Below are 13,162 nucleotides of genomic sequence, written 5' to 3' on the forward strand. Positions count from 1 at the left end.
GGCTGCAATGGGGTGTGTCACCATTCCGCCCTTTGGTACAGATGTCTCAAATGCTCGTCGCGACACGGCATCTTCCTGCTGTTACCGTCATGCGGTCCGTTTTCGAGATCGACGACCCCACAAAGGGTCTGGACACGTGAGGCACGAAATGACCGACCAAGCAACAGAATCCGTCGAGACCCCCCTGCACCTGCAGGGCCGCGACGCCGTGATCGCCGCGGCCGCGCCGGAGGACTGGCGTGAGGGCGCGCCCGACTACCACCTCAGCAAGGAAGTCATTCCGGTCGAGCGGAGCACCCAGCACGCGCCGGATTCGTTGGAGCACATCGTCGAAGAGCTCGTGAAGGTCTTCGAGATGGAGGTCTCGCACAAGAAGGACCCCGCCAAGTGGGTCTCCCTGGTGGCCGAGCACTACCGTGGCCGCGTCAACGGCGGCCAGTGGCAGGACGCCGAGGAATTCGCGCGCATCGGGTCCTACAACATCCTGATCGGCGAGAACCCCTTCTACGACGTCGCCGGTGAGGACTTCGAGTCCTCGCACAAGATCTTCCACACCGCGTTCCCCGGCGGCTTCTTCTGGGAGGTCCTCGAGGTGCTGTCCGGCCCGCCGACCGTCACCTTCAAGTGGCGCCACTGGGGTCGCTACGAGGGCGAGTACAAGGGCCACCAGCCCACCGGCGAGCTCATCGAGATGACCGGCGTGACCATCGCCAAGGTCTCCGAGGACCTGCGCATCGTCGAGCTCGAGCATTTCTACGACAACAACAAGCTGCTCGGCCCGCTCGCCCACGGCTGCCCTGTCAACCACTCCGCCAACTAGGCGATAAAGTCGGGCGCGATGAGTAACCGCAGGTATTCGCGCCTTCTCGCCGCCGCGACGCTCGCGACGGGCCTCACCGCGTTCTCGGGCACCGCCTTCGGGCCGGTGCTACCGGGAACCGCGGGGGCCGAGCCGTCGACCACCGCGCCGTCCACCACGACGCCGTTCACCACCCCCAACACCGATACCTGCCCGAACAAGACCACACCGCCGTCCCCCATCGACTCCTCCGAGGTGCCCGAACCCGGGCAGCAGGCTCCGGCGGCCCTGCCGATCCCGGACCCGCCCATCGGGGGCAAGCGGCTGGGCGGGTGCGGGGTGATCCTGCCGGCGGGGGCCGCGCCGCTGCCGGAAGGGATTTCGGCGACGGCGTGGGAGGTGGCGGACCTGGACTCCGGCGCGGTCCTCGCGGCCAAGGATCCACACGGCCGGTATCGCCCCGCCTCCACCATCAAGGTGCTGCTGGCGGCGGTGGCGATCCCGGCCCTGGACCTGGACACCGTGGTGACCGGCACCCAGGACGACGCGAACGCCGACGGCACCCGGGTCGGCATCGGCCCGGGCGGCAAGTACACCAACAAGCAGCTGTTCCAGGCGCTCATCATGGCGTCGGGAAACGATGCGGCGCATGCCATCTCGACCCAGCTGGGTGGCGACGACGCCACCGTCGCGAAGATGAACGCGATGGCGAAACGGTTGCAGGCGTTCGACACTCGCGCCGCCAGCCCGTCCGGGCTGGACGGGCCGGGCATGAGCACCTCGGCCTACGACCTGGCCATGCTGTTCCGGCATTCCATGACGCTGCCGCTGTTCGCGGAGCTGATCCACACCGAGCAGGTGGACTTCCCCGGCTTCCCCGCCGACCCGAAGATCCCCGGCGACAAGGATCATCCCGGCTTCCCCATCGCCAACGACAACCATCTGCTCTTCGAGTACGACGGCGCGATCGGCGGCAAGACCGGCTACACCGACGACGCCCGGCAGACCTTCGTGGCGGCCGCCGAACGCAATGGCCGCCGCTATGTGGTGAGCCTGCTCAAAGCGGACGTGCGGCCGTTCCGGCCGTGGGAGCAGGCGGCCAAACTGCTCGACTGGGCCTACGCGCTCCCGGCCGGGTCGAGTATCGGCACCATGCCCGACGGGTCCGCCGCGGCGAATCCCTCGGTGGCACTGGCCAGTCCGCCCGCGCCGCAGTCGGAGGCCGCCCCGGAGTCGGACACCGGCTCGGGTGACCACCAGGATCTGCGCACCGTGCTCATCGTCGGCGGCGTCTTCCTGGTCGTGGCGCTGCTGCTGGCGGCGCGGAGGCTGAGCCGCCGCCGCTGATCGGCGGTCGTTGGTCCGTCATTGGTTCCCCATTGGTGCGTCCTCGCACGGTGGTCACACGCCGGAATCCCGGTCACGACTCTGGAGGGGACCCCACCATGACAACCACCCGCAGCTCCCGCCTGCGCCGCCTGGCCCCGCTGGCCGCCGCGGTGCTCGCCCTCGGCGTCTTCGGCGCCACCACCTCCGCCGGACCCGCGTCCGCGGCCGCCCAGAAGTGGTACTCCTGGGACCACGACCTGCACAGCGGCGACTGCACCCTGTTCGGCGGCGCCAAGTGGACCATCGACTCCGACGGGCACGCCTGGTTCGACGGCACCGTCACCTCGTCGAGCAACGACGACGCCTGGCTGATGTGGGCGGAGCTGCGCGACAGCAATGGCGCGGTGCTCACCACGCTGCACAATGTGCACTACTACGACTACAACGACCAGGCGAAGTTCTCCCAGAACCTGCCCGACAAGCACAAGAAGTACCGCTGGTTCGCCGACGGCTCGTTCAACAAGAACCTCTACCCGCTGGTCGCGAAGATGAACCTGCGCAGCCACTGCTAGTCAGCGGCGGCGCAGCATCGAAAGCAGCACTCCCGCAAACGCTCCCGCTCCGAACACCGCCGCACCCGCTCCCGCCGGGAAGCCCGCCGCCGTCATCCGCGGCCGGATGACCGCCGGAGCGGGCGCCGGAATGTCCTCGGCCACTTCGTTGTCCGAGGCGGTGGCCGCCCAGGCGGTGGCGAACAGGATGATCCGCGCGGTGAAGTAACTGAACACCATGAGCCCGATGATCGGACCGAACACCACGCCCGCCGGGCCGTTCACCACCGATCGCAGGATGATCGTGGCCAGCTGTTTGAACGCCTCGAACACCACCGCGGCCATCAGGGCCGCGCGGGCCGCGCTGCGGAAGGTGACCGGGTGCAGCGGCAGCCGCGCGATCATCCACGCGAAGACCGCCCAGTTGGCGAACACCGCGAGCAGTAGCGACACCAGCGTGAGCAGCGCGGTCATCCAAGCCGTCTGATGGATGTGCAGGCGATCCAGCAGGCTCCTGATCAGCCCGCTCGACGCCAGCACGGACAGGCCCAGCGAGACGAGGATGGCCAGGAACAGCCCGATCAGCGCCAGCAGGTCGGACGCCTTGGATACGAACCAGTTCCGCTTCTTACTGGGCTGATCCCACTGCTCGGTGAGCGCGGCCCGCAGGTTGGCGATCCAGCCGAGCCCGGCGTACGCGCCGGCCAGCAGACCGATGGTGCCCACGCCGGCCCGCGAATTCACGGCCTGGTGGATCAGATCGTTGATGGAGCTGCCCGCGGCGCCCGGAATGTTCTCGACGATCTTGTCCTGGATGTCGGTGAGCCACTGCGGATTCCGTGACAGCACGAAGCCCGCCACCGCGAATCCCACCATGAGTAGCGGGAACAGCGACAGCACCGTGAAATAGGTGATGCCGGCGGCGTAGTAGTCGCCGCGCTGCCGCTGATACCGGCCGCCGGCCCGGACCATATGGTCGAGCCAGGGCCGTCGCCGGATCTGCGTCCTTATCCACGTCTCGACGTTCTCGACGAGATTCCCGAACACCGCCACCTCCGCACACCTGGACGCGCGGCGGCCGGGTCAGCGGGCGAGGAACCCCACCCGGTCGTACACCTGCGCGAGAGTCCGCCCGGCGACCTCCCGTGCCCGCTCGGCTCCGGCGGCGAGGACACGATCGAGTTCACCCTGGTCAGACATGTATTCTTGCACCTTCGCGCGCAGCGGTGTCACGAACTCGATGAGCGCGTCGGCGGTATCCGATTTCAGGTCACCGTAACCCTTGCCGGCGTAGTCCTGTTCGAGCGTGACGATCGGAGTGTCGGTCAGCGAGCTCAGGATGACCAGCAGATTGCTCACGCCCGCTTTGGTCTCCGGGTCGTAGCGGATCTCGCGTTCGGTGTCGGTGACTGCGGAGCGGATCTTCTTGGCCGAGACCTTCGGGTCGTCGAGCAGGCTCAGCAGACCCGAGTCCGAGGCCGCCGACTTGCTCATCTTCGAGGTCGGGTCCTGCAGGTCGTAGATCTTGGCGGTGCCGGTCACGATGTGCGCCTCGGGCACCACGAAGGTCTTCTTGTAGCGAGTGTTGAAGCGCTGCGCCAGGTTTCGGGTCAGCTCCAGGTGCTGGCGCTGATCCTCACCGACAGGAACCAACTGGGGCCGGTAGAGCAGGATGTCGGCGGCCATCAGCACCGGGTAGGTGAACAGGCCGACCGTGGCGTTGTCCGCGCCCTGCTTGACCGACTTGTCCTTGAACTGGGTCATCCGGCTCGCCTCGCCGAAGCCGGTGATGCAGTTCAGCACCCAGGTCAGCTCGGCGTGCTCGGGCACCTGCGACTGCACGAACAGCGTCGACTTCTTGGGGTCGACGCCCAGAGCCAGCAGCTGCGCCGCCGACACCTTGGTCCGCTTGCGCAGCTCCTTGGGATCCTGCGGCACGGTGATGGCGTGCAGGTCGGGGATGAAATAGAAGGCGTCGAAATCGTCCTGCAGCCGCACCCAATACTGCAGCGCGCCAAGGTAGTTGCCGAGGTGGAAGGAATCGCTGGTGGGCTGGATTCCGGACAGTACCCGCTGCTTACGCTCAGCGGTCGGCTCAGGACTCGACATACGCCGAGCTTAATTTGCCCCTCCGCTGCGCTCCGGGGCGGGTTCGCGGCCACTGGTCCCGATTCTTCCCTCCTCCGCTCCTCCGCTTCGCTCCCGCTTCCGCTCCAAGCGCGGGGAGGCCGGAGCGCCGTCAAGAATCGGGACGCCGCGAACCACTGCTGTTCGGCAGAATCAGCTGGTCAAGCGCCGATTCGGTCCGAATACGAGCGCGGATCCACCCCCGGCATACTGGCCCGGCCGGAGCCGATCAGGCGCTGTTCACGGCGGGTGACCAGCTTGTACAGCGGGTAGCTGGGGCCGGTCATGGGGGCGTTGAGCGGGTTGCCGACCAGGGGCGGGGAGATGTGGGCGGTGCGGACCGCGCGGGCCAGGCCACGGAAGGCGACCTCCTCGCGCAGACCCCAGGACAGGTCGTACATGTCGCGGATGCGCTTGGGGAGGCTGCCCTGGACCAGGAGGGAGAAGCCGGAGAGGGCCTGCTGGGCGGGCATCGGGAGGGGGTGGGGGACGCGCTGGCCCATCAGGTAGGAGCCGACCAGTTTGGCCTCGCCGGTGAGGTGGGGTTCGTCGGAGGCCAGGTAGCCGTCGAAGTAGTCGCGGAATTCGCGGTAGGTGTAGGGCGCGGCGGTGCGCGGCATGCCGAACAGTTCGCCCCAGCGCACGTAGTCCTGGTAGAGGCCCTCGCGCTCGGTCGGGGTGAGGCGGCGGACCAGCAGATCGTGCATGACCTCGGCGGAGTCGAAGGTGAAGGCCATGGTCATGAACATCAGGTGCGGGTCGTGGGCGGAATAGCGGGTGCCCGCCGGGTTGGCCGTGCCCGCGGACTCGGGCAGCGCGCCCTCGACGGGGGCGTGGCGCTTGCGGGTGAATTCCCGTGCGCGGTCGGCTTCTTCGCGGGTGCCCAGGGAGACGGCCTCGAACAGGCGGCCGGTGAGGGCCAGGCGGGTGTACGGGGTGGTCCGGTGCTGGGTGTTCTCGGCGGTCCCGACGTAGAGCAGTGGATGTACCGCGCCGATGACCAGCGCCCGCTGGCCGTAGGTGACTCCGACCGCGCGTTTGCGCATGACCCGCCGGATCATCGAGTCGTCGGAGAAGTAGCCACTCTGTGCAGGCATCGTTGCCTCCCGGTCCGGTGTGATGGCCGCCACCACATCTGGAAACAGAGTCCCCCAGATCACGGATTCTGGCAAGACCTTCTACCAGAATCGCTCCCGTGCCAGAATCGGTTCGTGACCGGGCAACGGACCTACGGCGGCGTCTCCGCCGACGAACGGCGCACCCAGCGCCGCGCTGCCCTGATCGGCGCGGCTCTCGACATCCTCGGCACCCAGGGCCTCGACAAACTCACCGTCTCCGCGCTGTGCACCGGCGCGGGCCTCAACGAGCGCTACTACTACGAGAACTTCGACGGCCGCGACGCCGTGCTGTCGGCCCTGTTCGACACCATCGCCGAGGAACTGGCCGCCGCCCTGATCGCGGGCCTGCACGCCGCCCCCGACGACACCCGCGCCAAGGCGCACGCCGCCATCAGCGCCGGCATCGGCGTCCTCACCGACGACCCCCGCAAGGCCCGGGTGGCCTTGGTCGTCAGCACCGCCACCCCCGAATTGCGCACCCGCACAACCCACACCATCAAGGCGTTCGCGAATCTGGTGGCCGCCGAGGGCATCGACTTCTACGGCATCGCCGAGGCCGAACCCGACGCCCTGATCGGCTTCCGCGCGAACTACCTGGTCGGCGGCCTGGTCCACACCCTCTCCGCCTGGCTCCAGGGCGATCTCCCCATGACCCGCGAAGACCTCGTCGACGCCACCACCGACATCTTCGTCCTGCTCGGCGAGGACCTGGCCCGCGGACTGCGCCGCTGATCAGCGCGCGATGGCGGTGACCGTCGCGGGATCGGCGGTGGATTCCACGTAGCAGTGGGTGTCGCCGACGGCGAAGTGGACCTCCTGGCCCGACTTGTCCGGAATCGTCTGCATCCAGCGGATTTTGCTGGTGCGGGCGTCGATCGCGCGCAGGGTGCGGGCGGCCAGCAGGTAGAACGACCCCGCGGAGCCGTAACCGGCCGCGTCCACGGCGTCGCCCTTGTCGGAGACGGTGAGGCTCCAGAGCGGGGAGATGTCGCCGCCGGGGCTCATGGCGTGCAGTTTCGAACCGTCGCACAGGAAGTAGGCGTCGCCGGAGCCGAAGACCGTGCCGGCCGCGTAGGGCAGGGTGGGTGTGGTCCACAACGCCGCACCGGTTTTCGGGTCGAGGCCGGACACGGTGTGCGCGCCGTCGCTGGCCAGCACCGCGCCCTTGACCAGGCCGGAAGCGATGGTGCTCGCCGAGACAGCGCTGTCGCCCGCCCGCGACCAGGCCGTCTCACCGGTCTCCCGGTCGAGCGCGACGATATCGCCGCCGCTGCCCGGTTTCTGGTTGTACAGCAGCGAACCGCTCTCGGGCACGGTCAGTCCGTCACTCTCGCAGGGCACCCGCCAGCGGACCGTCTTGCTCGCCATGTCCACGGCCCACGCTTCCCGCCCCTGACCACCGTGGTCGGCCGCGATGAGGTATAGCACCTGGTCCCGAACCCCGTACACGCCGGCGACCGTCACGCCGTCGGGCGCGTCGAAGACCCATTTCCGTTGCCCGGACGCCAGATCCACGGCCACCACCCGGTCACCGGCTGCGTCGGGTTCGGCGCCGGGCGCGACCAGCGCGCCGTTCCACAGGCAGGATCGCTGCCCGATGCCGGGCGTCGTGATCGGCAGCCGCCACAATTCCCGCCCGGCCTTGGCATCGATCCCCGTCAGCGTCGAGTCGGATTCGGCCACGACCGTCCCGGCCCCGTACCGCACCCCCTTGACCGCGCTGTCAGCCTTGTATTCCCAGGCCACGCTGCCCGACGCCGCGGTCGCGCGCTCCCGCCGCGGCGTCCCGCACGCGGCCAGCACCCCCGCGGTCGCCAGAATCACCCCGCCCCGCAACACATTCCGACGCTCGATCACACCGATTCCCTACTCGCTCGACACACTGTCAGCGACTATAGGTCCAACCGGCCCCGCCCGAATACGAAACCGCCCGGCCTCTTCGAAGTGACGGGGCTGGGCGGGCGGGAGTCAGGAAGCGGAGGTTTCCGGATCCAGGGACAGGGGGATCACCGGGAGCCCGGGCGGGGTGGCGTCCTGGAGGACGACGCGGAACGGGATGCCGCGGGCGGCCCAGATGGCGGCGCAGTCGGTCATGGCCTCGGCGAACCAGTCGCGTTCGCCGGGCTGCCGGTCGAGCATGAGGGCCGCGTTGCGGATGACCACCACGTATCCCGGTGCGGCGCCGACGAAGTCGTCGATGTCGCGCAGGCATTCGTCGAAGGCGTCCTTGTTCTCCCCGAAGTAGTACGGGAACTGGAAGGCCGCGGCGAACTCGTCGAAGACCTCGGTGACCGTGCGCATCTTGCGGCCGCGCAGTTCCCGGCACAGGTAGCCGTCCGGCATCCGGTAGCGGACGCCGGAGAACTCGGCCGCGCCGACGGGCAGCACGCCCAGGACGGGAACGGGGGCGGCCGTGCGCGCGGCGGTATCGGAGATCTCGGCGGCGGCGGGGGCGGAGAGGAACTGCGATAACGGCGTGGGCTCGGTCATCAGCGCATCCTCGTGAATGTCTTGTAGTGGTCCCCCGTGTAATAGGCCGAACCGTCGCTGCCGGTGATGATGCGTTCGGCATCGCGGGTCTGGCCGCGCTGCTTGGGATTCACATCCCATTCCTGATAGGTGATGGCCTTCCCGGCGGCGTCCCTGCGGGCCAGGCTGCCGTCGCGGTTCTGCCAGGTGTCACCGCCTTTGGTGCCGGGCGAATCGGCCGAATCCGGCCAGCGTCCGGCGTCGATCTCCACCAGGGTCGCGTAGGCGCGGTCGGGCACGCCCGCGACCTTGGACGGCGGCGCGGCCTGGTCGGCCGGAGCCGGGGTCGCGCCGCCCGGCTTGGCGGTGGTCCGAACCGTCGAGGTGGCGACGGGCTTGGCGCTGCCCGTGTCCCGCGGATGATCGTTGTTGGCGCGATTGGCGATGAAGGCCACGAGCAACAGCAGGATCGCGACGCCCAGTGTCAGCCAGGCGCTCGACTTCTTCGACAGCTTCTTCATCGGTACTGCACCGTCACCGGCGCGTGGTCGGACCAGCGCTCGGCATAGGTGGCGGCGCGTTCCACGACGGCCTGCTTGGCGCGCGCGGCGATCTCACCGCGGGCCAGCTGGTAGTCGATGCGCCACCCGGCGTCGTTGTCGAACGCGCGGCCGCGGTAGGAGTGCCAGCTGTACGGTCCCGGCACGCCCGGGTGCAGGTCTCGCACCACGTCGGCGTATCCGGCGGACAGCATGGACGACACCCACGCGCGTTCCTGCGGCAGGAAGCCCGCGTTCTTGACGTTGCCCTTCCAATTCTTGATATCGAGTTCGGTGTGCGCCACGTTCCAGTCGCCCATGATCACGAATTCGCCGGGGTGGGCCAGCATGCGCGCGCCGATGGCGTCGAGGAAGCGGTACTTCTCGTCCTGCATCGGGGTGCTGGCCTCGCCGGTGTGGACGTAGACGCTGGCGATGGTGAGGTCCTCGAAATCGGCCTCGATATAGCGGCCCAGGGTGGCGAATTCCTCGACGGGTGACCAGGTTCCGTCGGCGAGCAGGCCGACCCCGATCCGCACCGCGTCCGGCTGGTGCCGGGACAGGATGGCCACGCCCGCGCGGCCCTTCAGACCGGGTTCGGCATGGCTGAGGAACCATCCGGCGTCCAGCGCGGGCGCTAGTGCGCCACGCGTTTGCTCATCGGTTGCCCGCGTCTCCTGCAGGCAGACGATATCGGCCTCGGTAGCGGCCAGCCACTCGAGCAGTCCCTTGCCCGAGGCGGCACGCACTCCGTTCACGTTGCACGTACTGATGATTTTCGCCACTTCACGACCGTACAATGCGCATTACCGACTCTCTTCACGGACATCGAGGTCCAGGAAGGGGTGACGACGATGACGTCAGGCACCGCCAAGCCCTCCACCCCGCGCGCGCCCGTTCGGGCCATTCACACCGGCTCCGGTGAACCACTGCTCCTCCTGCACGGATTCATGATGTCCCCACATTGCTGGGAGCAGGTAGCGCAACGCATGGCCGGCCATTGCGAAGTGTTCGCTCCCGCATTCACCGGACACTGGGGCGGGCCCGAGCTCGATGGCTGGTTCATCGATATCAGTGCCCTTGCCGACAAGGTCGAGGACCAGCTCGACGAGATGGGCTGGCGCACCTGCCATATCGCGGGCAATTCGCTCGGCGGCTGGGTCGGCTTCGAACTCGCCCGCCGCGGCCGGGCCCGCACCCTCACGGCGATCGCGCCCGCTGGCGGCTGGCAATCCCCCTCGCTGCTGCAACTGCGGGCGGGATTGAAGTTCGCGGCGCTGGTGCCGCTGGTCGAGATCGGCAAGCATCTGCCCGACGCGATCACCTACAGCGGGCTCACCCGGCAGGCGGTGGCCATGCTGCTCACCAAGAACACCGAGGCGGCCTCACGATCCGGGCTGGAGGCGGCCATCACCTCGGCCCTGCACTGCCAGGCCCTGCTGCCGATGCTGGTGAGCGGCTTGCGTTTCCCCGCCCTCGAGCACCTGTCCACGCTGAGCACGCCGGTGCGGCTGCTGCTGTGCGAGAACGACCGGATCATCCCGAATCGGGTGTACGCGAAGCGTTTTCTCGAGGAACTCCCCGAATCCACGGACCGCATCCTGGTCCACGATGTCGGACACGTCCCGATGTTGGAGGCCCCGGACCGCATCGCGACCCTCATCGCCGAACACGTCTACGCCAGCCGCACCCGCCTGCGGGCCGTCTGAATCGGACGTTGCCGCGAACCCACGCTGGAAGGCGTTCTCTTCCATAGGATTACTCCGACCGAGGCGTCCCTCCGATTGGGGTATGAGGAAGATGGAACAACCGCAGATCGATCAGTCCAAGCCCAGCATCGCCCGGGTGTACGACTACCTATTGGGCGGCAAGGACAATTACGCCGCCGATCGGGAGATCGGGGACTTCTTCATCAAGGATCTGCCGGGGTCGGTGGATATCGCCTACGCCAATCGCAATTGCCTGGTGCGCGCGATCGGCGAGATCTCCCGCGCGGGCATCACCCAGTTCATCGATATCGGCAGTGGGCTGCCCACCGCCGACAATGTGCACCAGGTGGCGCAGCGGCACCAGACCGATCCGCACGTGGTCTACGTCGACAACGACCCGATCGTGCTGGCGCACGGCCGCGCCCTGCTGGAGACCGACGAGTACACCACCGTGCTGCACGCGGACCTGCGCGACTCCGAGGAGATCCGCCACCACTCGGAAGTGGAGCGGCTCATCGACTTCGACCGTCCGGTGGCGGTGATCTTCAGCGCGATCCTGCACCACCTCAACAATGACGAGAAGCCCGACCAGATCGTCCGCTACTGGGCCGACCAGATCCCGTCCGGCAGCATGCTCTACATCTCCCACTTCCGTTCCGGCTTCAACGAGGAGACCCGCCTCGCCGAGCAGAAGTTGCAGGCCAGTTTCGGCCGCGGCCGCTGGCGCTCCGACGAGGAGATCCTCGCCCTCTTCGGCAATCTCGAGATCCTCGAACCCGGTCTGGTCCCCTGCCCCCTGTGGCGCCCCGAACCCACCGCCGAAGGTGTGTCCCGCATCGGCGGCGACCACCACGACCTGAGCGTCTGGGAGCAGCTGATCTCCGCCGCCCTGGCTCGCAAGCCCTGACCCCGCCCGATTCCTTCGGGAAACCCGATCTGAAATGAGTTCCAGTCGAAAGGGTCCCATTCTGGACGATTGACCAGTAGAGTCTGGGCGGCCACCCCAGCGGCGTCACGCCGCGCCCGCACCAGTTCTGGAGATTCCGCCGCGATGAGACCTACGCGCGTCCTGTGTTCGATTCTGTCGGCCGTGGCCATTGTGGCGGGCGGGTCCGCCGTGGCGGCCTCCGCACCCGCGGACGTCGCCGGAACCGGTAGCGCCGGCTCGGGCAGCGCGGGCTCGGGTAGCTCCAGCGGTTCGGGATCGGGTAGCGCCAGCGGGTCGGGCACCGGCAGTTCGGGCGCGCCGACCACGGTGAACCCCTTCGGCTCCGACTTCATGTGGGGCGTCGCCATGTCCGGGTTCCAGTCCGAAGGCCGTGCGCCCGACAGCAATTGGAGCCGGTACGCCACCTCCGGGAAGGCGCACGACCCCTACCTGAACTCGGTCGACTTCTACGACCGGTACGCCGAGGACATCGACCTCGCCGCCGGTATGGGTCTGAAGGTCTTCCGGCTCAGCATCGAATGGGCGCGCGTGCAGCCGAAGGCGGGCGTGTGGGACGAGCGCGACTTCCAGTTCTACGACACGGTTCTGCAGAAGATCCGCGCGGCGGGCATGCGCCCCATGCTGACCCTCGACCACTGGGTCATCCCCGGCTGGGAAGCCGATCGCGGCGGCTGGAAGAAACAGGACATCGTGTCGGACTGGCTCGCCAATATGCGCCGGGTCGTCGACCGGTACGCGAGCTACGACCCGATGTGGGTCACCATCAACGAACCGATGGGCTACGTCGCGCAGTCGATCAAGATCGGTGACATCGGGGTGCTCGACGCGCTGCCCATGTTCGACCGCATGGTCCAGGCGCACAACTCGATCTACGACTACATCCACGCGCGCCAGCCCGGCGCGAAGGTCACCAGCAATATCGCGCAGTACCCGATCGTGCAGGACCTGACCGACATGATGTTCGCCGATCGCATCAAGGGCAAGATGGACTACATCGGCGTCGACTTCTATTACGGCGCGTCCCTGACGAACCTGCCCAGCCCCGCACTGCTCGGCGACGAACTGTGGAAGAACGCCATCGAACCCGAGGGCATCTACTACAACCTGCGCAACTACACCGAGAAGTTCCCGGGCCTGCCGATCTACGTGGTGGAGAACGGCCTGCCCACCGAGAACGCCGCCCCGCGCTTCGACGGCTACGACCGCGCCGACCACCTGCGCGACACCGTCTACTGGCTGCAGCGCGCCAAGGCCGACGGCATGAACGTCATCGGCTACAACTACTGGAGCCTCACCGACAACTACGAATGGGGCAGCTTCTCACCGCGATTCGGCCTCTACACCGTCGACGCCAAGACCGACCCGTCCCTGACCCGACGCCCCACCGACGCCGTGGCGGCATTCAAGGACATCACGGCACGAGGCGGCGTCGTCTCCGATTACCGCCCCACCCGTAAACCCGCCTTCTGCTCGGTCGCCATCCCGTTCGGCGACTGCCTGCGGCCCGTCTCCGTACCGTAAACCCTTGCCACACAGAGCGGTCCGCCCGGCACGCGCCGGGCGGACCGCTCT

General features: G+C 68.0%; 14 protein-coding genes. 7 read left to right on the forward strand and 7 right to left on the reverse strand.

The genetic code is table 11. The features are described 5' to 3' along the window. Positions 1-148: 148 nt before the first annotated feature. The 3 genes from ABZ412_RS18940 to ABZ412_RS18950 all read left to right on the forward strand — a co-directional run bounded on the left by ABZ412_RS18940 (position 149) and on the right by ABZ412_RS18950 (position 2,700). Complete coding sequence (locus tag ABZ412_RS18940; RefSeq protein ID WP_357282202.1) at positions 149-820, forward strand: ester cyclase; 672 nt, start codon at positions 149-151, stop codon at positions 818-820. An 18-nt stretch (positions 821-838) separates the two neighbouring features. Continuing rightward, positions 839-2,146 carry a D-alanyl-D-alanine carboxypeptidase family protein gene (locus ABZ412_RS18945; RefSeq protein ID WP_357282203.1) on the forward strand — a complete coding sequence of 436 codons (1,308 nt, stop codon included), beginning with the start codon at positions 839-841 and terminating at the stop codon, positions 2,144-2,146. A 98-nt stretch (positions 2,147-2,244) separates the two neighbouring features. Continuing rightward, positions 2,245-2,700 carry a DUF6294 family protein gene (locus ABZ412_RS18950; RefSeq protein ID WP_357282204.1) on the forward strand — a complete coding sequence of 152 codons (456 nt, stop codon included), beginning with the start codon at positions 2,245-2,247 and terminating at the stop codon, positions 2,698-2,700. Here ABZ412_RS18950 and yhjD read toward each other — a convergent pair whose 3' ends face one another. The 3 genes from yhjD to ABZ412_RS18965 form a co-directional block, all read right to left on the reverse strand. Beyond that, on the reverse strand, positions 2,701-3,732 hold the full coding sequence (gene yhjD / locus ABZ412_RS18955; RefSeq protein WP_357282205.1) for an inner membrane protein YhjD: 1,032 nt from the start codon (positions 3,730-3,732) through the stop codon (positions 2,701-2,703). A 30-nt stretch (positions 3,733-3,762) separates the two neighbouring features. Beyond that, positions 3,763-4,788: a tryptophan--tRNA ligase gene (gene trpS / locus ABZ412_RS18960; RefSeq protein ID WP_357282206.1), complete on the reverse strand. Its 1,026-nt coding sequence runs from the start codon at positions 4,786-4,788 to the stop codon at positions 3,763-3,765. Positions 4,789-4,967: 179 nt separating this feature from the next. Further along, the gene (locus ABZ412_RS18965) at positions 4,968-5,903 is read right to left on the reverse strand and encodes an oxygenase MpaB family protein (RefSeq protein ID WP_357282207.1); all 936 of its coding nucleotides are present in this window, start codon (positions 5,901-5,903) and stop codon (positions 4,968-4,970) included. A gap of 114 nt (positions 5,904-6,017) precedes the next feature. On the opposite strand from ABZ412_RS18965, the gene ABZ412_RS18970 reads away from it, so the two are divergent. Beyond that, the gene (locus tag ABZ412_RS18970) at positions 6,018-6,656 is read left to right on the forward strand and encodes a TetR/AcrR family transcriptional regulator (protein WP_357282208.1); all 639 of its coding nucleotides are present in this window, start codon (positions 6,018-6,020) and stop codon (positions 6,654-6,656) included. On the opposite strand, the gene ABZ412_RS18975 is transcribed toward ABZ412_RS18970, so the two are convergent. The 4 genes from ABZ412_RS18975 to ABZ412_RS18990 form a co-directional block, all read right to left on the reverse strand. Beyond that, positions 6,657-7,781, reverse strand: a complete 1,125-nt coding sequence (locus ABZ412_RS18975) for a PQQ-binding-like beta-propeller repeat protein (RefSeq protein WP_357282209.1) — start codon at positions 7,779-7,781, stop codon at positions 6,657-6,659. It lies immediately after the preceding gene. Between the two features lie 111 nt (positions 7,782-7,892). Beyond that, on the reverse strand, positions 7,893-8,414 hold the full coding sequence (locus ABZ412_RS18980; RefSeq protein ID WP_357282210.1) for a barstar family protein: 522 nt from the start codon (positions 8,412-8,414) through the stop codon (positions 7,893-7,895). Then, positions 8,414-8,914: a ribonuclease domain-containing protein gene (locus ABZ412_RS18985; protein ID WP_357282211.1), complete on the reverse strand. Its 501-nt coding sequence runs from the start codon at positions 8,912-8,914 to the stop codon at positions 8,414-8,416. The genes ABZ412_RS18980 and ABZ412_RS18985 overlap by 1 nt, the downstream gene beginning before the upstream one ends. Beyond that, complete coding sequence (locus ABZ412_RS18990; RefSeq protein WP_357282212.1) at positions 8,911-9,717, reverse strand: exodeoxyribonuclease III; 807 nt, start codon at positions 9,715-9,717, stop codon at positions 8,911-8,913. Before ABZ412_RS18990 ends, ABZ412_RS18985 begins: the two co-directional genes overlap by 4 nt. Positions 9,718-9,786: 69 nt before the next feature. Between ABZ412_RS18990 and ABZ412_RS18995 the strand changes: the two genes are divergently transcribed. The 3 genes from ABZ412_RS18995 to ABZ412_RS19005 all read left to right on the forward strand — a co-directional run bounded on the left by ABZ412_RS18995 (position 9,787) and on the right by ABZ412_RS19005 (position 13,111). Beyond that, positions 9,787-10,641, forward strand: coding sequence for an alpha/beta hydrolase (locus ABZ412_RS18995; RefSeq protein ID WP_357282213.1), 855 nt, complete (start codon positions 9,787-9,789; stop codon positions 10,639-10,641). A gap of 82 nt (positions 10,642-10,723) precedes the next feature. Continuing rightward, positions 10,724-11,548: an SAM-dependent methyltransferase gene (locus tag ABZ412_RS19000; protein ID WP_357282214.1), complete on the forward strand. Its 825-nt coding sequence runs from the start codon at positions 10,724-10,726 to the stop codon at positions 11,546-11,548. 183 nt (positions 11,549-11,731) lie between these two features. Next, positions 11,732-13,111 (forward strand): family 1 glycosylhydrolase, encoded by a 1,380-nt coding sequence (locus tag ABZ412_RS19005; RefSeq protein WP_357282215.1) that lies wholly within the window; start codon positions 11,732-11,734, stop codon positions 13,109-13,111. Positions 13,112-13,162 lie beyond the last annotated feature (51 nt).

Source organism: Nocardia sp. NPDC005746 (assembly GCF_040630785.1).
Lineage (GTDB): Bacteria > Actinomycetota > Actinomycetes > Mycobacteriales > Mycobacteriaceae > Nocardia.

Excerpts from the sequence above, each read along its gene's own strand:
- ABZ412_RS18940 (WP_357282202.1), top strand. The coding sequence starts at position 149 with ATGACCGACCAAGCAACAGAATCCGTCGAGACCCCCCTGCACCTGCAG.
- ABZ412_RS18945 (WP_357282203.1), top strand. The coding sequence starts at position 839 with ATGAGTAACCGCAGGTATTCGCGCCTTCTCGCCGCCGCGACGCTCGCG.
- ABZ412_RS18950 (WP_357282204.1), top strand. The coding sequence starts at position 2,245 with ATGACAACCACCCGCAGCTCCCGCCTGCGCCGCCTGGCCCCGCTGGCC.
- trpS (WP_357282206.1), bottom strand. The coding sequence starts at position 4,788 with ATGTCGAGTCCTGAGCCGACCGCTGAGCGTAAGCAGCGGGTACTGTCC.
- ABZ412_RS18965 (WP_357282207.1), bottom strand. The coding sequence starts at position 5,903 with ATGCCTGCACAGAGTGGCTACTTCTCCGACGACTCGATGATCCGGCGG.
- ABZ412_RS18980 (WP_357282210.1), bottom strand. The coding sequence starts at position 8,414 with ATGACCGAGCCCACGCCGTTATCGCAGTTCCTCTCCGCCCCCGCCGCC.
- ABZ412_RS18985 (WP_357282211.1), bottom strand. The coding sequence starts at position 8,914 with ATGAAGAAGCTGTCGAAGAAGTCGAGCGCCTGGCTGACACTGGGCGTC.
- ABZ412_RS18995 (WP_357282213.1), top strand. The coding sequence starts at position 9,787 with ATGACGTCAGGCACCGCCAAGCCCTCCACCCCGCGCGCGCCCGTTCGG.
- ABZ412_RS19000 (WP_357282214.1), top strand. The coding sequence starts at position 10,724 with ATGAGGAAGATGGAACAACCGCAGATCGATCAGTCCAAGCCCAGCATC.